This is a genomic window from Stenotrophomonas sp. NPDC078853 (genome assembly GCF_044901215.1).
Classification (GTDB): domain Bacteria; phylum Pseudomonadota; class Gammaproteobacteria; order Xanthomonadales; family Xanthomonadaceae; genus Stenotrophomonas; species Stenotrophomonas lacuserhaii.
This window is the reverse complement of record NZ_JBJDOQ010000003.1, coordinates 262030-282170: the sequence shown is the minus strand read 5'-3', so window position 1 is coordinate 282170 and position 20141 is coordinate 262030. Positions and strand designations below refer to the sequence as shown.

At 66.0% G+C, this 20141-nt stretch carries 16 protein-coding genes, 1 pseudogene and 1 riboswitch; of the genes and pseudogenes, 7 read left to right on the top strand and 10 right to left on the bottom strand.

What is annotated here, in order from left to right; translation table 11 throughout:
* Positions 1–88: 88 nt before the first annotated feature.
* The 3 genes from ACI2JH_RS05110 to ACI2JH_RS05100 all read right to left on the bottom strand — a co-directional run bounded on the left by ACI2JH_RS05110 (position 89) and on the right by ACI2JH_RS05100 (position 5217).
* Entirely contained in the window at positions 89–3091 is a 3003-nt protein-coding gene (locus tag ACI2JH_RS05110) for a TonB-dependent receptor domain-containing protein (protein ID WP_404735598.1), read from the bottom strand.
* A gap of 239 nt (positions 3092–3330) precedes the next feature.
* Entirely contained in the window at positions 3331–4179 is an 849-nt protein-coding gene (locus tag ACI2JH_RS05105; protein ID WP_042615260.1) for a hypothetical protein, read from the bottom strand.
* A 144-nt stretch (positions 4180–4323) separates the two neighbouring features.
* Positions 4324–5217 (bottom strand): Hsp33 family molecular chaperone HslO, encoded by an 894-nt coding sequence (locus ACI2JH_RS05100; protein WP_404735597.1) that lies wholly within the window; start codon positions 5215–5217, stop codon positions 4324–4326.
* An 82-nt stretch (positions 5218–5299) separates the two neighbouring features.
* On the opposite strand from ACI2JH_RS05100, the gene mtgA reads away from it, so the two are divergent.
* Genes mtgA through ACI2JH_RS05085 form a run of 3 tightly spaced genes read left to right on the top strand, consistent with a single transcriptional unit; the run spans position 5300 to position 7464 of the window.
* Positions 5300–6040, top strand: coding sequence for a monofunctional biosynthetic peptidoglycan transglycosylase (gene mtgA, locus ACI2JH_RS05095; RefSeq protein ID WP_404735596.1), 741 nt, complete (start codon positions 5300–5302; stop codon positions 6038–6040).
* A 13-nt stretch (positions 6041–6053) separates the two neighbouring features.
* Entirely contained in the window at positions 6054–7073 is a 1020-nt protein-coding gene (locus tag ACI2JH_RS05090) for a glycosyltransferase family 2 protein (protein WP_404735595.1), read from the top strand.
* Positions 7033–7464, top strand: a complete 432-nt coding sequence (locus tag ACI2JH_RS05085; protein WP_182656827.1) for a CBS domain-containing protein — start codon at positions 7033–7035, stop codon at positions 7462–7464. Before ACI2JH_RS05090 ends, ACI2JH_RS05085 begins: the two co-directional genes overlap by 41 nt.
* 38 nt (positions 7465–7502) lie before the next feature.
* Here the strand turns inward: ACI2JH_RS05085 and ACI2JH_RS05080 are convergent, their stop codons facing one another.
* The 4 genes and pseudogenes from ACI2JH_RS05080 to ACI2JH_RS05065 form a co-directional block, all read right to left on the bottom strand.
* Complete coding sequence (locus tag ACI2JH_RS05080) at positions 7503–9479, bottom strand: AsmA family protein (RefSeq protein WP_101116116.1); 1977 nt, start codon at positions 9477–9479, stop codon at positions 7503–7505.
* Between the two features lie 444 nt (positions 9480–9923).
* Positions 9924–10556 (bottom strand): hemolysin III family protein, encoded by a 633-nt coding sequence (locus tag ACI2JH_RS05075; RefSeq protein ID WP_101099874.1) that lies wholly within the window; start codon positions 10554–10556, stop codon positions 9924–9926.
* Between the two features lie 91 nt (positions 10557–10647).
* A complete protein-coding gene (locus tag ACI2JH_RS05070; protein ID WP_404735594.1) occupies positions 10648–12249 on the bottom strand; it encodes a peptide chain release factor 3 in 1602 nt (533 codons plus the stop codon).
* Positions 12250–12326: 77 nt separating this feature from the next.
* A pseudogene (locus ACI2JH_RS05065) lies at positions 12327–12797 on the bottom strand (M23 family metallopeptidase); the annotation flags it as partial.
* Between the two features lie 251 nt (positions 12798–13048).
* Positions 13049–13166: riboswitch (SAM riboswitch) on the top strand.
* Positions 13167–13245: 79 nt separating this feature from the next.
* On the opposite strand from ACI2JH_RS05065, the gene ACI2JH_RS05060 reads away from it, so the two are divergent.
* Genes ACI2JH_RS05060 through ACI2JH_RS05050 form a run of 3 tightly spaced genes read left to right on the top strand, consistent with a single transcriptional unit; the run spans position 13246 to position 16597 of the window.
* Positions 13246–14277: a homoserine O-succinyltransferase gene (locus ACI2JH_RS05060; protein ID WP_191771836.1), complete on the top strand. Its 1032-nt coding sequence runs from the start codon at positions 13246–13248 to the stop codon at positions 14275–14277.
* The gene (locus ACI2JH_RS05055) at positions 14274–15512 is read left to right on the top strand and encodes an O-succinylhomoserine (thiol)-lyase (protein WP_101099878.1); all 1239 of its coding nucleotides are present in this window, start codon (positions 14274–14276) and stop codon (positions 15510–15512) included. Before ACI2JH_RS05060 ends, ACI2JH_RS05055 begins: the two co-directional genes overlap by 4 nt.
* Positions 15509–16597: a homoserine dehydrogenase gene (locus ACI2JH_RS05050; protein ID WP_404735593.1), complete on the top strand. Its 1089-nt coding sequence runs from the start codon at positions 15509–15511 to the stop codon at positions 16595–16597. Before ACI2JH_RS05055 ends, ACI2JH_RS05050 begins: the two co-directional genes overlap by 4 nt.
* Before the next feature lie 115 nt (positions 16598–16712).
* Here the strand turns inward: ACI2JH_RS05050 and ACI2JH_RS05045 are convergent, their stop codons facing one another.
* Positions 16713–17702: an alpha/beta fold hydrolase gene (locus tag ACI2JH_RS05045; protein WP_404735592.1), complete on the bottom strand. Its 990-nt coding sequence runs from the start codon at positions 17700–17702 to the stop codon at positions 16713–16715.
* A gap of 114 nt (positions 17703–17816) precedes the next feature.
* Positions 17817–19199, bottom strand: coding sequence for an L-serine ammonia-lyase (locus tag ACI2JH_RS05040; protein WP_101099881.1), 1383 nt, complete (start codon positions 19197–19199; stop codon positions 17817–17819).
* A 96-nt stretch (positions 19200–19295) separates the two neighbouring features.
* Here ACI2JH_RS05040 and ACI2JH_RS05035 point away from each other — a divergent pair, with 96 nt between their 5' ends.
* Positions 19296–19526: a glutaredoxin family protein gene (locus tag ACI2JH_RS05035; RefSeq protein WP_404735591.1), complete on the top strand. Its 231-nt coding sequence runs from the start codon at positions 19296–19298 to the stop codon at positions 19524–19526.
* A gap of 36 nt (positions 19527–19562) precedes the next feature.
* On the opposite strand, the gene ACI2JH_RS05030 is transcribed toward ACI2JH_RS05035, so the two are convergent.
* Positions 19563–20138, bottom strand: a complete 576-nt coding sequence (locus ACI2JH_RS05030) for a YceI family protein (RefSeq protein ID WP_101099882.1) — start codon at positions 20136–20138, stop codon at positions 19563–19565.
* Positions 20139–20141: the final 3 nt, after the last annotated feature.

Here is a 20141-nt window from a genome sequence, read left to right as displayed (position 1 = left end):
GCTTGCGTGCTGGAGGAACCACTGCCCCGCATAAAGCAACGGCCCCTTTCGGGGCCGTTGTTTCAGACGTTGTTGATCAGTGGATCGATCAGAACTTCTGGTTGTACTTCAGGTAGATGAAACGACCGATGTCCCAGCCGCCGTAGTACGCGAAGTTGGAGTTCTGCTGCGAGAAGAACAGCGGACCCACCTTGTTGAACACGTTGTTGGCACCGACGGAGATGTTGGCGTTCCACGGCGCTGCATAGGACACCTGCAGATCGTGGAAGGTCACACTGCCGGTTTCGTTCATCGGCGTGATGGTGCCCTGGGTTTCCGGAGCCTGGAAGTCCGGCAGGCTGCAGCGATCGTCGAAGTAGCAGTCTTCCTTGGTGCCGGAGTAGTAACGCAGGCCCCAGTTGACCGACCAGTCGTTCAGCGTCCAGCCCAGGTTGAAGTTCGACCGCACGCGGAAGGTGCTGCCGTAACCGTTGGCCTGGCTCGGGATGACCTCGGCGTCGTTGGTTGCCTTGGTCTCGTACTTGCCCACGTAGGTGGTTGCCCACTTGGCGGTCAGCCGGCCGAAATCGGTATCCAGGCCGTAGCCGATATCGACGTCGAAGCCTTCGGTTTCGGTGTAACCGGCGTTGCGGTTGCCGTACACCAGGTCGCCGACGATGAAGCCGTTGGCCGGGTCACGGGTGAACTGCGAGCAGCGCGATTCGACCAGGCCGATGTAGCAGTCTTCCAGGATCTGGTTCGGGCTGTCCGTGACGATGGTGTCGTCGATGCGGATGCTCCACCAGTCAACACCGACGGTCAGGCCGCTGACGTAGCTCGGGCTGTAGACGAAGCCGACGGTCTTGGACTCCGACATTTCCGGGGTCAGGTTCGGATTGGAGCCGGCGGTGAACGGAACCGGGGTCTGGTCAGCGACGCTGGCGGTCGGGACGAAACCTTGGCGCAGCTGGCGGTAGTTCGCCGGAACGTCAGCCAGGCAGCGGGCCGAGCCACGAGCAGAACCATAGATGCTGTCGCAGACGTCGGCGAAGCCGGTGGTGAAGGTCTGCGAGGTGCCACCGTACAGGTCACCGATGGTCGGGGCGCGGAAGCCCTCGGCATAGGTGGCACGGAGCAGCAGGTCGTCGATCGGACGCCACTTCAGGCCGAACTTGTTGTTGGTGGTATCGCCGAAGGTGTTGAAGTCGGAGTAGCGGGTAGCCACGTCCAGCGTCAGTTCCTTGGCGAACGGCAGGTCAGCCAGGATCGGGATGTTCAGTTCCAGGAAGAACTCGTCAACCGAATAGGCGCCGGAGGTCGGGCCGGATGCTAGGTTGGTCGATTCGCCCGACTGTGCAATGGCGTCCGGGTTGAACGCGCCGTCTTCCTTGCGGTATTCGTAACCCACCGCGAAGCCGAGGTCGCCAGCCGGCAGCGGGACGATGGTGCCCGACAGGTTGGCGAAGTAGTTGTTGGTGGTGGTCTTGCCGGTCGAATGCTCTTCGCGGAACAGGTAGTTCTGCACGTTCGGATCGGCCAGCGAGTACTGCTCGCCGCCTGCGCCGTAACCAGCATACGGGTTCCACGGGGTGCAGCCGGCGATCACGTTGCCCGGGGTGCCGCAGACGATCTGGCCTTGGGCGTTCTGGAACGACGGACCCACTGCGTTACGCAGCGACGGGATGTGGAAGTTGCCGTTGTTGGTGATGTTCGACTGGTTTTCGTTGAACAGGTAGCCCACGTCCCAGTTGAAGTAACGGTCACCGATTTCGAACGCACCTTCCAGGCCGGCGGTGAAGCGCCAGGTGGTCAGGTCGCTGTCGGTGGTACGCGGAACTTCCCAGCCACGACGACGGAAGTCGACGTTGTTGGTCTGGCTGACCAGCGGCAGACCATTGGCACCGACCACTCCGGCGACGTCGGCCTGGTACAGGTCGGCATTGCCGTTCGGGTTGAAATAGCTGCCGTTGCTGACGAAGGTGCGGCTGCCGTCGGCATTGGTGCGGTAGACGGCACCGGCCATCGGCGTACCGGTGGCGGACGACTGCAGCGGGTAACCGGCGATCTGGCGGTTCGACTCACGCTTGGTGTAGGACAGGTCACTGGTGAAGCGGACGTTGTCGGTGATGTCGTAGTTGGTGTTGACGTACAGCGAACGACGTTCCAGCGGGGTCAGCAGGTGCATCTGGTCGGACGACTTGCTGACGTCGGTGGCGCTCTGCGGGTGGAAGTCACCGGCACCGATGGCATCGCTGCCCTGGTTGGCGACCGACCATGCGGCAGTACGACGGACCGGTGCACCTGCGGCGTTCAGGACCAGCGCGCCTGCGGCGTTGCGGTTGAACTGGTTCGCCAGGCGGTTGTAGTTGCCATACTGGCCCACGGTCGTGGTCGAGAACTGCGGGTAGCCCGGGTAGGTGTCATCGGAGAAGAAGCGGTCGCGTGCCCAGACGGCCTCTTCCTTGTGGTACTCGGCACCGACGGTGACCGAACCACGATCACCGGAGAAGCCGACCATGAAATCGGCGGTTTCCTTCTTGCCGTCGCCTTCGCTGTACTGGCCGGTGTAGAAGTTGGCTTCAGCACCGTCGAAGTTCTTGCGGGTGATGATGTTGATCACGCCGGCCATGGCGTCCGAACCGTAGATCGACGAGGCGCCGTCCTTCAGCACGTCGATGCGCTCGACGACGACGGTCGGGATGGTCGACACGTCCTGGAAGCCGTCCGGGGAAATGCCCAGGCGCTTGCCGTTGACCAGCACCAGCGTACGCTGCGGACCCAGGTTGCGCAGGTCGATGTACTGACCGCCGGCTTCCTGGTTGGAGGTCAGCGGCGAAGCGCGGCTGAACGACGGGCTGCCCGCGGCGGAGATGTTCTGCAGGATGTCCGCGACCGAGCTGAAGCCCTGGTTCTGGATGTCCTGGCGCGAAATCGTCAGCACCGGCTGGGCGGTTTCGACGTCGACCTGACGGATGCGCGAACCGGTGACCGAGATGCGGTCCAGGTTGGTGGTGCCGGAGGTTTCCTGCGCGACGGCGGCGCCGGTGCCTGCAGCGCTGGTGATCAGCGCGATGACGACGGCGTCACGCAGTTTATTGCTGTTGCGGTTCATTGGGCTCTCTCTCCAAGTGGACTTGGTAGCTACGTGGTGTGGCCCGCGACGAAAGCGAATGGCGCTTCCAAAAATCGCTGGGCTGATCCCGATACTACTTCCGTCTTTTCGAAAATTAAAGCTTTGTTAATGATTCGCGTGATTTTGGTGAAATTCGGCAAACCCGTTCAGGCAGCGCGGAAACGAAAACGCCCCGGAATTCGGGGCGTATTCAAAAATAATTGAACTGGATCAGGCGCTTACAGATCCTGCTCGTAACGCACGTACGGAACCGTGCCGTCATCGTTGCTCTCATTGCGTGGTGAGAACGGGTTCTTGCCACGGCTCACGACGTTCTCCGCACCGACCGTCAACTGCCCAGACCACGGCGTACGCCATGTCAAGCCGACCCCCAGGCCTTCCCATTTGCCGGGCTGGCCGGGCACATCGACCACCCGTCCGATGATGTTGCCGCTGAAGTTCCCATAGCCTGCGCCGATGCTGATGCTCTTGCTGTCCCAGCGGTCCACGATCGAGGGCGCCGCGTCAGCCAACGGCACCAGGCGCGCTTTCGCGTAGGTGCCGCCGATGGATACGAAGCCTTCGCGCCCGATGTTCTTCTGGCCGAACACGGTGAGATCGTTCTGTTCAGCACGCAGCGAGGGCGACTTGTTCGGTCCTGCCAGCCACGCCGGCAGGGTGTCGCGGCCAGCGCCGGCGGTCAGCCCCACGCGCCCACCGGCGCGGTTGAACGCGGCGGTGGCGCTGAATCGGCGTGACAGCGTGTCTTCGTCATCGCCCAGGCTGGCCAGCATGCAATGACTGGCAAGCCCGCTGATGCTGGTGCCGCGGCTGCTGTTGCACAGCAGTCCCAGCGAATCGCCGGAGGACAGGCCGAAGGCCGCATCCAACGAGCTGCGCCCGAAATGCCAGCGCGCCCCGGCCATCTGTTCGCCGGTAGGCTCCAGATACAGCAGGGCTTCGACCTTGCCGCTGCCTTTGTTCCAGACCGGGATGACCGTGCGGGTGTCCTTGGCCTGCGCATGTGCGCCCGTGACCGTCCCGAGGGCGATCAGCAGGGCAAGTGGCAGGCGCAGGAAGTTCGGCATGGGTCCAATCAGACAGTCAGATGCAGGGCAAGTTCCCGCAGAGGCGGGAACTCGAGACTAGGCTGTTTATGATTCTTTAACAAGTCGTTGTCCTCCCCAGAACACGAACTCGCGAAGATGGTCGGCATGCTGGGGCGGAAACGGTTACTGCAGCCGCTCAGGGGCCGGCACGGAAGCTCCGGCACCGTGGAACAGTATCCCGAATTCCGTCAACGGAAAGTGATACTCCCGTCCGCAGAATTCGCATTTCACATCAATCGATCCGGTTGCTTCCGCCGCTGCACGGGCTTCTTCTTCGCCCAGCGACTGCAGCATCGCCTCCACCCGCTCGCGCGAGCATGAGCAGGCAAAGCGCAGCGGCTTGTCGCCCATCGCCTCCGGCTGTTCTTCATGGAACAGCCGGCGTACCAGCTCCTCGGCCGGCGTGGCCAGCAGCTCGGCCTTGCCCAGCGTCTCGAACAGGGCGCTGGTGCGGGTCCAGCCGTCGGCATCGCCCTCTTCGCCCGGCAGCTTCTGCAGCAGCAGGCCTGCGGCGCTCTGTCCGTCCGCGGCGAGCAGCAACCGGGTGGGCAGCTGTTCGGACTGGCGGAAATAGTCCTCGAACGCCTCATCAAGGCTGGCTGCAGTGAGTCCGACCAGGCTCTGGTAGCGCTGCGGTTCGCGCGGGTCCAGGCCGGGGTTTTCGATGGTGATGGCAAGCACGGCATCATCGCCCAGCGCGGTCAGCTCACGCGGCGCATCCTCGCCGTCGGCCACCCGCGCAATGCCGCGCAGGGTGCCGGCGGCAGTACATTCGGCGAAGAGCGTGCGCAGTGCGCTGCTGCTGCGCAGCTGGATGGACAGCCGCCCGTCGACCTTGGTGTGTCCGGTGAACAGCGCTGCGGCCACCGTGGCCTCGCCCAGCAGGCCAGCGGCTACGGCCGGGTAGTCGCCGCGCGAGAGGATCTCCTGCCAGGTGTCCTGCAGGCGCACGTGTACGCCACGAACGCCGGCATCGGGGAGCAGGAAGCGGAACAGGGAGTCGGTGTGGTCGGTCATGGATTCGGGGCCGCGCGTATATAAGGGAGGGGGCTTGCCGGATAATGTGCCGACAACCGTTTGAAAGAAGAGTGAGCCATCAATGGGGCCAGGGGACCAGAACCACAAGGTAGAGGCTGTCGCGGCAAGGCCGCGCTGGCGCTGGCGGCGTCTGCTGTGGCTGCCGGTGCTGCTGGCGGCGTTCAGCGTGCTGCAGGTGCTGGTGCTGCGGTTCATCGATCCGCCGCTTTCCACGGTGATGGTCTGGCGCTACGGCCAAGCGCTGGGGCAGGGCGACTGGAAGTACCGCCTGCACCACCAGTGGCGCGACCTCGGGCAGATGGCGCCCAGCCTGCCGATTTCACTGGTGGCCGCAGAAGACCAGCGCTTCCCGCTGCACAACGGCTTCGACCTGCAGGCGATCGAGAAAGCGCGTGACCACAATGCGCGCGGTGGCCGGGTGCGCGGTGCCAGCACGATCAGCCAGCAGGTGGCCAAGAACCTGTTCCTGTGGCAGGGCCGCAGCTGGCTGCGCAAGGGCCTGGAGGTCTGGTACACGCTGCTGATCGAAACGTTCTGGCCGAAGCACCGGATCCTGGAAATGTACGCCAACATCGCCGAGTTCGGCGACGGCATCTACGGCGCGCAGGCGGCATCGCGGCAGTTCTGGAACAAGGACGCGTCGGCTTTGACCCCTGGCGAGAGCGCGCGGCTGGCGGCGGTGCTGCCGGCGCCGCGACGCTACGACGCTGCCCGGCCGGGCCCTTACGTACAGCGCAGGGCGAACTGGATCCAGCGCCAGGCGCGCCAACTGGGCGGCGGCGGGTATCTGCGGGATGACTGAGTACAATCCTGCGATGCGCCCAGAACCACTGACCGTCGTCGTCGCCGCCTACAACGAAGAAGAGGCCTTGCCGAACCTGCACGAGCGGGTGTCGGCAGTGTTCGCCGGCCTGGCCGACGTCGACGGCCGCATGCTGTACGTGGATGATGGAAGCAGCGATCGGACCTGGCAGGTGATCTGCGAGCTGGCGCGCCAGGATGCGCGGGTTTCGGCGCTGCGGCTGTCGCGCAACTTCGGCAAGGAAGCCGCGTTGACTGCCGGGCTGGACCAGGTGCGCGAAGGTGCGGCCATGATCCTGGATGCCGACTGCCAGGACCCGCCGGAGTTGATTCCGGAATTCGTCGCGCGCTGGCGCGAAGGCTACGACAACGTATACGGCACGCGCTTGGCCCGCGCCGGGGAAAGCTGGACCAAGCGGGCCACGGCCAACATGTTCTATCGGGTGATCGGCCGCCTTTCGCCCACCCCGATCCCCGCCGACACCGGCGATTTCCGCCTGTTGTCATCACGCGCGCTGCGGGCGCTGGGCGAGCTTCGCGAACGCCACCGCTTCATGAAAGGCCTGTTCAGCTGGGTCGGCTACAAGCGCATCGCAGTGCCCTACCAGCGCCATGCGCGGTTGATGGGCTCAAGCAAGTTCAGCCTGTGGCGGCTGTGGAATTTCGCGCTGGAAGGCATCACCAGCTTTTCCACCGTGCCGCTGCGGGCGGCAACCTATCTGGGATTGCTGACCGCTGCAGGCGCGTTCGTGTTCGCCATGGGCGTGGTGCTGAAGGCGGCGCTGTATGGCGACCGCGTCGCCGGCTGGCCGACGATGATGGCCGTGATCCTGTTCCTGGGTGGGGTGCAGTTGATCGCGCTGGGGCTGATCGGCGAGTACCTGGGACGGCTCTATGAAGAGTCAAAGCAGCGCCCGCTGTACCTGCTTGACGCCTGCATCGCCCCGGGCGTGGCAGACTCCGGGGGGCAACCCACCCTTGGAGGGCAGGCAGATGACCACGGTTCGGCAATTGTTGGACGGCAAGTCTCCTGAAGTGCATGCGGTCAGGCCGGATACGGCGGTGATCGAAGCGATCCGGCTGATGGCGGAAAAAAGCATCGGCGCGGTACTGGTGATGGATGGCCCGGTGCTGGCCGGCATCCTTTCCGAGCGTGATTACGCCCGGAAGATCGTGCTGCGGGACCGCTCCTCGCGCGATACGCAGGTAGAAGAAATCATGACCGCCAAGCTGGTGACCGTCGCACCTACGGCGCACGTGGCGCATTGCCTGCAGATGGTCACCGATCACCGCATCCGCCATCTACCGGTCGTAGAAAACGGCAAGGTATTGGGGGTGATCTCCATCGGTGACCTGGTCAAGGCAGTGATCGATGCACAGGCGCAGGAGCTGGAACAGCTGCAGCAGTACATCGTGGCCGGGTGAGGCCTGGTGGGGTTGACGGCCAGCGGCCGTCACTACCCTCACTTGGCGTACTTGCCGCCGCAGTCGCTGTCCTTGCCCGGACCGGGTTCGAAGGTCGCCAGCAAGGCGGCCGGCGGGGCGATGCTGCCCAGTGCCAGCGCGATCGCGCCACGCAGCCCGAGTGCCTTGAAGTCCGGCCGGAATCCGGGATCCTTGAAGGTGCCACTGATCCGCAGCGGCGAGCGCAGCGCCAGGATGCTGATGTCCTTCGGACGCGGCTTCAGCAGCAGGTCCATCTGCTCGTTCTTCAGGTTGACCGTGCCTTCGCCGATGATCAGCGTGTCGGTGGTGTCCACCGCCAGCGCCCGGCTGTCCATCAGCCCATCCTTTACCCCGAAGTCGGCGAAGGCGCAGCGCAGCGGTATCTGTTTGTCGCCGGTGAACAGGAATTTCAGGGATTCGGCAACATCCAGCCCGGCCAGTTCCATGATCAGGTTGCCGACATGGCCCTTGCCCATGCCGACGGCCACGGTGCCGTCGCTGCTACCGAGCATGGCGGCGATCGAGTTGCCGTTGCCGGTGAGGTCGATTTCCCCGCCGATGCCGCCAGAGGCCTGTTCGGCCAGCTTGGCATCCGGGAACAGCCGGCCAAGCTGCACGCGGCGCACGCTGGCCTTCAATGACGTGGCGATCTGCGGGCGGCGCGCGTCCATCCGGACGGTGCTGCGGATGTCGCCGCCGGCCACGCCGAAGTTCAGCGGTTCCAGCCGCAACAGGCCGTCATCGAGGAAAAGGTGCGCGTCCATGTCGTCCAGCGGCAGGCTGGGCGCGTTGATCCGCTGGGCCCGCAACCGCACGTCGGCGTCCATCGAGCGAAGCTTGCCAAGGTTGTAAGGCGTGTCGGGCAGGATGGTCGGCTTGGCGGCCAGCCGCGCCGCTTCCGCTTTCTGTTCGGCGTTGGCGGTCTCTTCGCCGCCGGTCTTCGGGGGTGCGCCGACAAAACCAGCGAGATCATCGAAGTCCAGCCGCTTGGACACCAGATTGGCGGTCAGGCGCGGTCGCTCGCCACCGACTTCCACCTTCACATCGCCGCCGAGGTCACTGTCGCCGACCGTGCCGTTGAACTTCTGGTATTGCCAGACCTGATGGTCCCGACTCAACTGGCCGTCCAGGCGATACGGCGGGGTGGAGGGCAGGGCGATGCCCAGCAGGGGATACAGGTCTTCCATATCCTGTCCACTCAACCGGAACTGCAGTTTGAACGTCTGGAACTGGAAGGGGTTGATCAGGGTGCCGCTGGCCACGGCGTGGGTCGCGCCGGCCCGGCCATCCAGATGGATTCGGAACGGATGCCCGCTGTTGGTCAGTTCCAGTGGGGATTCGGTATTGCCATTCAAGGTGAACGCATTGCCCTGCCAAGAGCCCTTGCCGCTGACCAGCAGCGGCGGTGCGGCATGGGCTTGTTTCGGCTCGCCACTGCGCACTGCGACCTGGATATTGGTACGGCCGCGCTCATCCAGGAACTGCAGGCGGCCGTCGTCGATATGCAGCCGACGCAACTGCAGCGGTTCGCCCCCGCTGCTTTCGCCCATGAAGTCCCAATTGCCGGCCTGATCGGCCTTGGGCGCCGTCTGCAGCAGCGCATCCGGGCGGGTCAGGCGGATTTCCGGCAGCTGCACGCTGCCCCGCAGCAGCGGCCACACCCGCACGTCGATCTCCACGCGATCCGCGCTGGCCATCTTCGGCTGTTTGGCCCACTCGGCATTGGCGAAGGTGATCGAGTCGGCGCGGATCGTGGTCACCCGGCCGAGGTCCACATCCAGGTTTCCGATCTGCAAAGCACGTCCGGTCTTTGCCTGCACCACACGTTCCACCGGCCCCTTGAACCAGTTCCAGTCCCACAAGGCGATAAGCAGCAGGATCGCGGCGAGCAGGAACACCAGCACGGCGAGCCAGCGTTGCCCCCGCTTGGTGGTCGGACGGCGCGGGCGCCAGCGGGAGGTACGTGCAGCGGCAGCGGGCGGGATGTCATTCACGCGGGCATGGTTGCCCGTTCATCGTGCACGCGGTGCGAAGCAGGCATTCGGATGGCGTGCAGGGGAGGGCGTCGAAAGGGTGGGATCCCCTCGCGGGTGGCTTGTTTGAAGCCGCAGCTGGGGTTGGGCCGGTCGGGTGGGGCTGGTCGGGGGACGGCAAAAACTGCATCCATGCGGGCCTCGTTTCGCGCCATCCATGGCGCTCAACGCCCCCGCCCAGCCCCACCCGGCCGGCCCCCCGGACAGATTCCGGGGCCGCCACCCGCGTAAGAAAAAAAGAAAAGCGGTAGCGCCGACCCGTGGTCGGCGAGCGCAGCGGGCCGTTGGCGGGAACATTCCGCCGACCATGGGTCGGCGCTACCAGGGCCACCTCGCCACGCCAACAACCAGCCCTGCAGCGTTTGACGTTGACGTTGCTTCAAGCCCGCGCGCAAGCGCGGAAAATCACAACACCTGCGCGGTCACCGCGACGAAGTGGCACACGCTGCCGCCGATCACGAACAGATGCCAGATCGCGTGCGAATAACGGATCGATTCGCGGTGGTAGAAGTAAGTGCCCAACGTGTAGGACAGCCCGCCGGCCAGCAGCCAGCCCAGCGTCCACAGGTCGATCGCCGCCAGCATCGGCTTGATCGCCACCACGATCAGCCAGCCCATCGCGATGTAGATGCCGGTCGACAGGGCCTTGAAACGGCCGGTATAGAACAGCTTGAACACCACCCCGGCCAAGGCCAGCGTCCAGATCGCGGCGAACATGCTCCAGCCCCAGGGGCCGCGCAGACCGATCAGCATGAACGGCGTATAGGTGCCCGCGATCAGCACGTAGATCGCGCAATGGTCGAAGACCTTCAGTCGCCCCTTGGCCACCGGGTGCTGGATCGCGTGGTACAGCGTGGAGGCGGTGTACAGCAGCAGCAACGCCACGCCGAACACGATCGAACTGAACAGTTGCCAGCCATCGCCGTTGATGGCGGCCAGGGTGATCAACACAGCGCTGCCCGCCAGGGCGAACACCGCACCGAGGCCATGGGTCAGCGCGCTGGCGATTTCCTCGCGGATCGATTCAACAGAGGTCATGTGGGACGAGTGGGTCGCAGGGAGGGGGACCTGCATCTCCCCTATCATCGCCGCGATGGCCGGCGCGTGCACGCCCGGCCACCGCCGTGGTTCAGGACGTGGCGGTGTACGCCGCTTCACGGGTAGCGGAGAAGCGTACGTCCGGCGCGCGTTCCTGCGCCAGCTGCAGGTTGACCCGCGTCGGCGCCAGGTAGACCAGCTGGCCGGCCGCATCCACCGCCAGGTTCAGCGCGTTCTTCTCGCGGAACTCTTCCAGCTTCTTTTCGTTGCTGCAGGTAACCCAGCGCGCAGTGACCACGCTGACCGGCTCGAAGGTGGCTTCCACCCCGTATTCGTCCTTCAGGCGGTACGCGGCCACGTCGAACTGCAGCACGCCGACCGCACCGAGGATCAGGTCGTTGCTCATCAGCGGACGGAAGAACTGGGTCGCCCCCTCTTCGGACAACTGCGCCAGGCCCTTCTGCAGTTGCTTGAGCTTGAGCGGGTCGCGCAGGCGTGCGCGGCGGAACAGTTCCGGGGCGAAATTCGGGATCCCGGTGAAGGTGATCGCCTCGCCTTCGGTGAAAGTGTCACCGATGGAAATGGTGCCGTGGTTGTGGATGCCGATGACATCGCCCGGCCACGCTTCGGCAGCGATCTCGCGATCACTGGCCATGAAGGTCAGCGCGTTGGCCAGCTTCATGTCCTTGCCGGTCCGCACGTGCAGGGTCTTCATGCCTGCCGCGAAACGGCCCGAACACACGCGCATGAACGCCACGCGGTCACGGTGCTGCGGGTCCATGTTGGCCTGGATCTTGAACACGAAGCCGGTCAGCTTGTTCTCCTTCGGCTGCACGGCGCGGCCGGTGCTGGCACGCGGCTGCGGCGACGGGGCGTGTTCGACGAAGAAGTCCAGCAGCGGCTGCACGCCGAAATTGTTCACGCCCGAGCCGAAGAACACCGGGGTCTGCTTGCCCGCGCGGTAGGCGTCCAGGTCGAACGGGTGGCTGGCGCCCTGGACCAGTTCCAGTTCATCGCGCAGGTCGGCCAGCATCTGCGCGCCGATCTTCTCGGCCAGGCCGGGCGAGTCGATGGACGGGAAGATGGTCGAGTCCTGGCGGGTGAAGTTGCGGCCCTGCTCGTAAAGATGCACTTCGCCGGTGATCAGGTGGACCACGCCCTTCAGGCGCTGGCCCATGCCGATCGGCCAAGTCACCGGTGCGCACTGGATGCCCAGCACGCTTTCCACCTCATCCAGCAGGTCGATCGGTTCCTTGCCCTCGCGGTCGAGCTTGTTGATGAAGGTCATGATCGGCGTGTCGCGCAGCCGGCAGACCTCCATCAGCTTGATGGTGCGCTCTTCCACGCCCTTGGCCACGTCGATCACCATCAGCGCCGAGTCCACCGCAGTGAGCACGCGGTAGGTGTCCTCGCCGAAGTCGGCATGGCCGGGGGTGTCGAGCAGGTTGACGATCTTGCCTTCGTAGGGGAACTGCATCACCGATGAGGTCACCGAGATGCCGCGCTCTTTTTCCAGCGCCATCCAGTCGGACGTGGCGTGGCGTGCAGCCTTGCGGCCCTTGACCGAGCCAGCCATCTGGATCGCACCGCCGAACAGCAGCAGCTTTTCGGTCAGCGTGGTCTTGCCCGCATCAGGATGGGAAATGATGGCGAACGTGCGGCGGCGCGCGGCTTCGGTGGCGACTTCGGACATGGCAGGGGGCGCCCGCCCGGGGCGCAGATCAATGAAGTAAGCCGATGATTATCGCCGAAAAAAGGTGACGGAGGGGATCAGGGCTGTTTTTCGAAGTGGAGCTGGCCGCGCGGGGTGACGATGCGCACCGGGATCGACTCGAGCTGCGTGCCGCGCTGTCGCTGCACGGCGAAATGCAGGTGCGGGGCAGTGCTGTACCCGGTGTTGCCGGACAGCGCGATCGGCTGGCCGGCCTGCACCTGCTGGCCTTCATGCACCAGCACGCCCTCGTGCTGCAGGTGCGCGTAGACGGCCATGCTGCCGTCGTCATGGATGATGCGCACATAGTTGGCGCGCCCGCGGTCATGCTGCGGATCCAGTCCATTGCCGCTGAAGCCCGCCTGCACCCGGGTCACCCGGCCGCCGCGCGCGGCCAGTACCGGCGTGCCTTCGGGCAGGGTGAAGTCGACTGCATGGCGGTTTTCGGCGTCGCGGTGGCTGAATCGGCCCTGCGGAGCCTGGCCCACGCTGAAGCGCCGCGCATCAAACGGTAACTGGTAAGCGAACGAATCCGCTGCCGGGGCGCCTGACAAACCCCAGCCGGCGCGCCAGTCGATGGTATCTGCCGCCATCGCGGGCCGGGCACACAGGGGCAGCAGGATCAGGCAGCACGGCAGCAGGCGGCGCATCGAGGATCAGCGTGGCAGCAGGAGGGCGGACTGTAGCAGCCCGCGCAGGCCCCCGCGGAAGTTGCGAATGAATCCATCGCTTCATCCGCATGAAAGGATTGACAGGCCGGATATTCGCTGGCATCGTGGCTCCACCATCGAGACCGGCAGAGGGACAGGCCCTTTGAAGCCGGGGCAGCCCGCAGGCGCGCAAGCGTCAGCGTAGGTGCCAAATCCTGCGGGGACCCCGTGTCTACCGGAAGATGGTTCGAGCCGTGCCCGGAACGGGCAGGACTTGGACGCGAGCCCCGCGAAGGCTCGATGGCCGTTTTCCTTATTGGATGCCGCCATGAGCTTCGCCCCCAGCACCGCCCTCCGCCCCGACTCCTTTGTTCCCGTCAGCGTGCCGGTCGAAGACCGCGTGCATGCCGCACGCGGTGAGTTCGCCGCGGTGCTGGACATGCGCCATGCCGGCCCGCGTCCGATCCGCCTGCGCTACGAATGGGTAGGCCCCGCCGACGCGCCCGTCGTGGTGTTGGCCGGTGGCATTTCCGCCAACCGCCACGTGGCCGCCAATGCCCAGTTCGGCGAGAAAGGCTGGGCCGAAGGCCTGGTCGGCCCGGGGCGGACCCTCGACCCGCAGCGGCTGCGCGTGCTGGCGTTTGATTTCATCGGCGCCGATGGCGCGCTGGACGTGCCGATCGATACCGCCGACCAGGCCGATGCACTGGCGATCCTGCTGGATCACCTCGGCATCGCGCAGCTGCAGGCGTTCGTCGGTTATTCCTATGGCGCGCTGGTCGCCCAGCAGTTCGGCCTGCGCCACCGCCGGCGCGTGCAGCGGCTGGTGGTGGTCAGCGGCGCGCATCGTGCGCACCCCTACGCGGCCGCCTGGCGCGCCCTGCAGCGACGCGCCGTTGCACTGGGCCAGCTGCAGTGCAGTGACGAGAACGGCCTGGCCCTGGCACGCCAGTTCGCGATGCTCAGCTACCGCACGCCGGAAGAGTTCAGCGAGCGCTTCGACGCCGCCCCGGAAGTGATCAATGGGCGCGTACGCGTGGCCGCCGAAGATTACCTGGACGCGGCCGCCGCGCAGTACGTCGCGCGCACGCCGGTCACCGCCTGGCTGCGCCTGTCCGAATCCATCGACCTGCACCGCATCGAACCGGCGCAGCTGCTGCTGCCCACCGTCGTGGTGGCCGTGGAAGGTGACCGCCTGGTGCCGCTGGCCGACCTGGTCAGCCTGGTCGAAGGACTGGGCCCGCGCGGCAGCCTGCGCGTGCTGCGCTCGCCCTACGGCCACGACGCCTTCCTGAAAGAAACCGATCGCATCGACGCGATCCTCGCCAACGCCATCCGCATCCCGGGAGAAACCGCATGAGCCACGACATCAACGGCACGCCGTCCTGTAGCCGCACCACTGCCGCAGTGCGCGCCGGCATCGACCGCGACAGCGCCCACGGCGCGGTGACCCCGCCGATCGTGCTGTCCTCCAACTTCAGCTTCGATGGGTTCGGCAACAAGCGCCAGTACGACTACACCCGCAGCGGCAATCCGACCCGCGACCTGCTCGGCGAGGCACTGGCCGAGCTGGAAGGCGGCGCCGGCGCGGTGGTGACGGCGACCGGCATGGGCGCGATCAACCTGGTGCTGCAGGCGCTGCTGGGCCCGGAGGACACCCTGGTGGTGCCGCACGATGCCTACGGTGGCAGCTGGCGGCTGTTCAACGCGCTGGCCGGCAAGGGCCAGTTCAAGCTGGTCACCGCCGACCTGACCGATCCGCGCTCGCTGGCCCACGCGCTGGCCAGCTCGCCGAAGCTGGTGCTGGTGGAAACCCCGTCCAACCCGCTGCTGCGCATCACCGACCTGCGCTTCGTCATCGATGCCGCGCACAAGGCCGGCGCGCGGGTGGTGGTCGACAACACCTTCCTTTCGCCCGCCCTGCAGCAGCCGTTGGCCTTCGGCGCCGACCTGGTCCTGCACTCCACCACCAAGTACATCAACGGCCACAGCGACGTGGTTGGCGGGGCGGTGGTGGCGCGCGATCCGGACCTGGTACAGCAGCTCACCTGGTGGGCCAACGCACTGGGCCTGACCGGTTCGCCGTTCGATGCCTTCCTGACCCTGCGCGGCCTGCGCACGCTGGATGCACGCCTGCGCGTGCACCAGGAAAACACCGCGGCGATCGTGCCGCTGCTGGCCGCCCATCGCGCGGTGAGCGCGGTGTACTACCCCGGCCTCGCCGACCACCCAGGGCATGCCATCGCCGCACGCCAGCAATCCGGTTTCGGCGCCATGCTGTCCTTCGAACTGGCGAACTGCGAGGGCGACGATCCGCATGCGGCGGTGCGCGCGTTCGTCGATGGCCTGCAGTACTTCACCCTGGCCGAATCGCTGGGCGGCGTGGAGAGCCTGGTCGCGCATCCGGCGACGATGACCCATGCTGCGATGACCGTGCAGGCGCGCCAGGCCGCCGGTATCAGCGAAGGTCTGCTGCGCTTGTCGGTGGGCATCGAATCCGAACGCGACCTGCTTGCCGACCTTGCCGCCGCGCTGGACCGGGCGGCGGCCGTGGTCGATGCACAGGCCCGGCAGAAACAGGTCGTGGACGCATGAACGCCCAGGTCATCGACCTCTCGCGCGCCTCCTCGGGGCGGCTTGCGTTGCTGGGAACCGGCACGGTGGGCACCGCGTTCGTCGCCCGTTACCAGGCATTGCAGGCACGCGGGCTCGCCTTGCCGCCGTTCCGTTGGTTGGCCAACTCGCGCGCGGTACTGGCCTGCGACGGTGCGCCGGAACGGCCGCTGCATGAGATAAAGCGCGCCCCCCGGCTGACGGCCGCCGCAGCACCGTGGAAGCAGGCCGACAGCCTGCGCGCCGGAGACGTGGTGGTGGACGCCACAGCCAGTGAAAGCGTCGCGGCCGAACACGCGCTCTGGCTGGCGCGCGGCGTGCACGTGGTGACCGCCAACAAGCTGGGGCAGGGCGCGCAGCAGCAGCGTGCAGCGCAGATTGCGGCGCACTGTGCCGACAGCGGCGCGCGCTACGGCGACAGTGCGACGGTCGGAGCGGGCCTGCCGCTGCTGAGCAGCCTGCGCGCGCTGGTCGAAGGCGGTGACCGCATCCACCGAATCGAAGGCGTACTGTCCGGCTCGCTGGCCTGGTTGTTCCACCGCTACGACGGTAGCGAGCCGTTTTCGGTGGCGGTGCGGGAAGCGCTCGCTGCCGGCTTCACCGAGCCGGATCCACGGTTGGATCTCTCTGGAGAGGACGTGCGTCGCAAGCTGTTGATACTGGCGCGCGCCAGCGGATTGGGCCTCGCCGATGGACAGGTGCAGGTCGATTCGCTGGTGCCGGCGGCGCTGGCCATGCTGCCGCATGCGCAGGCGCTGGAGCAGCTGACGCAGCTGGATGCACCGCTCCACCAGCGCTGGCTGCATGCACGCGAAGCGGGCCAGGTGCTGCGCTTCATCGGTCGCGTCGAAGCCGGGGCCGCACGCGTTGGTGTGCAGTCGCTGGCGGCAGACCATCCGCTCGCCTCGGGTGCAGGAACGGACAACCGTGTCGCGATCCACAGCGATCGATATCACGATCAGCCACTGCTGATCCAGGGGCCGGGCGCAGGTGCGGAGGTCACGGCAGCGGCGTTGCTGGATGACGTGCTGCGCATTGCGCGGACGCAGACAACCGAACGACGTTGAGCCCGCGGATCTGCAGGCACGCAGGGCGCTGATGCGGTGAACTGCAGCTCCGCCCGTTGCAGGACGCCCCGGGCCGTGGGCAGAGGTGCCGACCCTGCCGGCACCTCCACGTTCTTTACGGCGCCTTCAGCGCGCGCAGCAATGCGGCATTGAAACGTGCGGGATCCTGTACCTGCGGCGAGTGCCCCAGTTCGGCGAATTCCACGAGCTGCGCGCCGGGTATCGCCGCAGCGGCTGCCTTGCCCAACACGGGGTAGTCGCCCAGCGTTGCCTTCAGCGCAGGAGGGGCCAGGTCGCGGCCGATGGCCGTGCGATCCTTCTGGCCGATGAACAGCGTGGTCGGCACGCGGATGTTCTTCAACTCGTGAACGACGGGCTGGTTGAACACCATGTCCGAGGTCAGCGCCTGGCTCCATGCCACAGCGTCCTTGACCGTGCCGGCATACATGCCGGCCTGCATCCGCGCCCAGCGCTCGAACGAGGGCTTCCAGTCGCCGTTGTAATACACATCAAGCTGGTATTTCTTGATGGATTCAAAGCTGGTCTTCAGCTCGTTGGCATACCACGCATCCACGCTGCGCCACGGCACGCCCAACGCCTTCCAGTCCTCCAGGCCGATCGGATTGACCAGCGACAACGACTGCGTGGCATCCGGGTACAGCAGCGCATAGCGGGCGGCCAGCATGCCGCCCATGGAATGGCCGACGATGTGCGCGCGCTGCACGCCGAGCTGCTGCAGCAGGGCATGCGTATTGGCGGCCAACTGGCCGAACGAATACTGATACCCCTGCGGCTTGCTGGATTTGCAGAAGCCCACCTGGTCTGGCGCGATCACCCGATAGCCGGCATCAAGCAGGGGCTGGATGCTCTCCTGCCAGGTAGCAGCACAGAAATTCTTGCCGTGGAGCAGGACCACCGTGCCGACCGGCGCACGCGGCGGCGAAAGATCCAGGTAGGCCATTTCCAGTGGTTGGCGCTGCGACTGCAGCGCGAACATCTTTACCGGATGGGGATAGTCGAAGCCTTCCAGCCGGGCGCCGTAGCTATCGGCGGCGAGCGTGGTGATTGGAAGGCAGGCAAGCAGGGCGGTGGCCAGCAGGCGCATGGTGGTCTCCGGGGGGGAAAGCTTGAGGTTAACCGGAAAAGCGTGACGACCAACGGTCGTCACCCACCACGACCAACGGTCGTCACCCGCCACGACCCCCGCAGGCAGCTGCGGTCAGCACTCGATGACGTTCACCGCCAGGCCGCCGCGGCTGGTTTCCTTGTACTTGTCCTGCATGTCGCGGCCGGTGTCGCGCATGGTCTTGATGACCTTGTCCAGCGATACCTTGTGCTTGCCATCGCCGCGCATCGCCATGCGCGAGGCATTGATCGCCTTCACCGCGCCCATCGCATTGCGTTCGATGCAGGGAATCTGCACCAGACCGCCGATCGGATCGCAGGTCAGGCCCAGGTTGTGCTCCATGCCGATCTCGGCGGCATTTTCGATCTGGCTGGGACTGCCGCCCAGCGCGGCGACCAGGCCACCGGCGGCCATCGAGCAGGCGACACCCACCTCGCCCTGGCAACCGACTTCGGCGCCGGAAATCGAGGCGTTTTCCTTGTACAGGATGCCAATCGCCGCCGAGGTCAGCAGGAAGTCGAAGATCCGCTGTTCGTTCGCCCCCGGGCAGAAGCGGTCGAAGTAATGCAGTACCGCAGGCAGCACGCCGGCGGCGCCGTTGGTGGGGGCGGTCACCACGCGGCCACCGGCGGCGTTTTCTTCGTTCACCGCCAGCGCGTACAGGTTGACCCAGTCCAGCGTGGTCAGCGGATCACGCATCGCAGCTTCCGGCTTGGACGACAGTTCGCGGTGCAGGGCGGGGGCACGCCGGCCGACCTTCAGTCCGCCTGGCAGTACGCCTTCCTGGCGGATGCCGCGGGCCACGCACGCCTGCATCGCTTCCCATATTTCGCGAAGCTGGTCGCGGATCTCGTCTTCGCTGCGCCAGGATTTCTCATTCTCGAACATCAGCTGGGCAATGCTCAGCCCGCTCCGCGCGGTCTGCGCCAGCAGTTCATCGCCACTCTTGAACGGATAAGGCAGGGGGGTCTCATCGGGTACGATGCGGTCGTCGGCCGCATCATCCTGGTTGACCACGAAGCCGCCGCCGACCGAGTAATAGTCGCGCGTGGCAATCAGCTCATCGTTGGCGCCGTACGCTGTGAAGCGCATGCCGTTGGTGTGGTAGGGCAGCTTCTGGCGCTTGTTCAGGCCGAGGTCGCGCTTCTCCTCGAAGACGATTTCATGCTGGCCCATCAGGTTGATGCGCCTGCTGGTACGGATGCGTTCCAGCGTGGCCGGGATGATGTCCGGGTCGATCAGGTTCGGCCGCTGGCCTTCCAGCCCCAGCAGTACCGCTTTGTCGGTACCGTGTCCGCGACCGGTCAGTGCCAGCGAACCGTAGACATCGGCGCGGATGCGCACCACGTCCTGCAGCCGGCCGGGATCGAGCAGCCAGCGGTGCACGAAGCGCTCGGCCGCTTTCATCGGGCCTACGGTGTGCGAGGAACTCGGGCCAATGCCGATCTTGAAGACGTCGAACGTGCTGACTGCCATGGATGCCGTGCTGCGGGTACCGGGAAAGACGCTATTCTAGCGGTTGCCGCAGCGCATCCTTGGCTGCGCCGCAGCAAAGCCATCGGAGCCCTGCCTGTGTTCATCCTGTACCAGCGTGATGACTGCCAGCTGTGTGACCAGGCCTTGGCCGTGCTCGCCCAAGCGCGTTTCCCGGATTTCGATCCGGTGTTCATCGATGGGCATCCCGCGCTGGAACCCCGGTATGGAGCGCGCGTGCCGGTGCTGCGTGATGCCGCTGCGGACCGCGAGCTGGATTGGCCATTCGACGCCGCTGCACTGGCGGCATGGAGGCACCCGGATCCGTAGCGCCGGACCTTGCCCGGCGCTGGCGGACCGCGTTGGTCATTTCGCCTTGAACGTCACCACGGTGCTGATCGCGGTTTCGTCCGGAATGCTCTTGGTGTCGGCCCAGTCGCCCCCTCCCACGCCGAAGTCCAGGCGCTTGACGGTGGCCTTGCCCTTCAGTACCGGCTGGGTGCCGGGGGTCCAGGTGAAGGTCAGGGTCACCGGCTTGCTGACGCCGCGCAGTTCCAGCGTGCCATCGGCAGCGTAGGTGTCGCTGCCCAGTGCGCGGAAGCCGCTGGCGGAGTATCGCGCGGTGGCGAACTTGCCGACATCGAAGAAGTCCGCGCCCTGCAGGGTGGAGTCGCGGTCACTGTTGCCGCTCTTCGCACCGGCCAGCGGGATGTTCACCTCGAGCTTGCCGGCCGCAGGGTTGGCCGGGTCGAAACTGAGCTGGGTGGAGAACCCGGGGAAGGTGCCGGCGAAGACCTCGCCGTCGTACTTGGTGGCAAAGGCCAGGTTGGAACCCGGCGCTCCGGCCGCCTGCACGTAGTCGGCGGCCAGGGCAGGCGAGGCGGCCAGCAGGCCGGCCAGCGCGGCGGCGACGGCCGATGGGGTGCTCAGTTTGATGCTCATCGA

Coding starts and splice junctions, on each gene's coding strand:
- ACI2JH_RS05110 (WP_404735598.1), bottom strand. CDS start 3,091: ATGAACCGCAACAGCAATAAACTGCGTGACGCCGTCGTCATCGCGCTG.
- ACI2JH_RS05105 (WP_042615260.1), bottom strand. CDS start 4,179: ATGCCGAACTTCCTGCGCCTGCCACTTGCCCTGCTGATCGCCCTCGGG.
- ACI2JH_RS05100 (WP_404735597.1), bottom strand. CDS start 5,217: ATGACCGACCACACCGACTCCCTGTTCCGCTTCCTGCTCCCCGATGCC.
- mtgA (WP_404735596.1), top strand. CDS start 5,300: ATGGGGCCAGGGGACCAGAACCACAAGGTAGAGGCTGTCGCGGCAAGG.
- ACI2JH_RS05090 (WP_404735595.1), top strand. CDS start 6,054: ATGCGCCCAGAACCACTGACCGTCGTCGTCGCCGCCTACAACGAAGAA.
- ACI2JH_RS05085 (WP_182656827.1), top strand. CDS start 7,033: ATGACCACGGTTCGGCAATTGTTGGACGGCAAGTCTCCTGAAGTGCAT.
- ACI2JH_RS05075 (WP_101099874.1), bottom strand. CDS start 10,556: ATGACCTCTGTTGAATCGATCCGCGAGGAAATCGCCAGCGCGCTGACC.
- ACI2JH_RS05070 (WP_404735594.1), bottom strand. CDS start 12,249: ATGTCCGAAGTCGCCACCGAAGCCGCGCGCCGCCGCACGTTCGCCATC.
- ACI2JH_RS05060 (WP_191771836.1), top strand. CDS start 13,246: ATGAGCTTCGCCCCCAGCACCGCCCTCCGCCCCGACTCCTTTGTTCCC.
- ACI2JH_RS05055 (WP_101099878.1), top strand. CDS start 14,274: ATGAGCCACGACATCAACGGCACGCCGTCCTGTAGCCGCACCACTGCC.
- ACI2JH_RS05050 (WP_404735593.1), top strand. CDS start 15,509: ATGAACGCCCAGGTCATCGACCTCTCGCGCGCCTCCTCGGGGCGGCTT.
- ACI2JH_RS05045 (WP_404735592.1), bottom strand. CDS start 17,702: ATGCGCCTGCTGGCCACCGCCCTGCTTGCCTGCCTTCCAATCACCACG.
- ACI2JH_RS05040 (WP_101099881.1), bottom strand. CDS start 19,199: ATGGCAGTCAGCACGTTCGACGTCTTCAAGATCGGCATTGGCCCGAGT.
- ACI2JH_RS05030 (WP_101099882.1), bottom strand. CDS start 20,138: ATGAGCATCAAACTGAGCACCCCATCGGCCGTCGCCGCCGCGCTGGCC.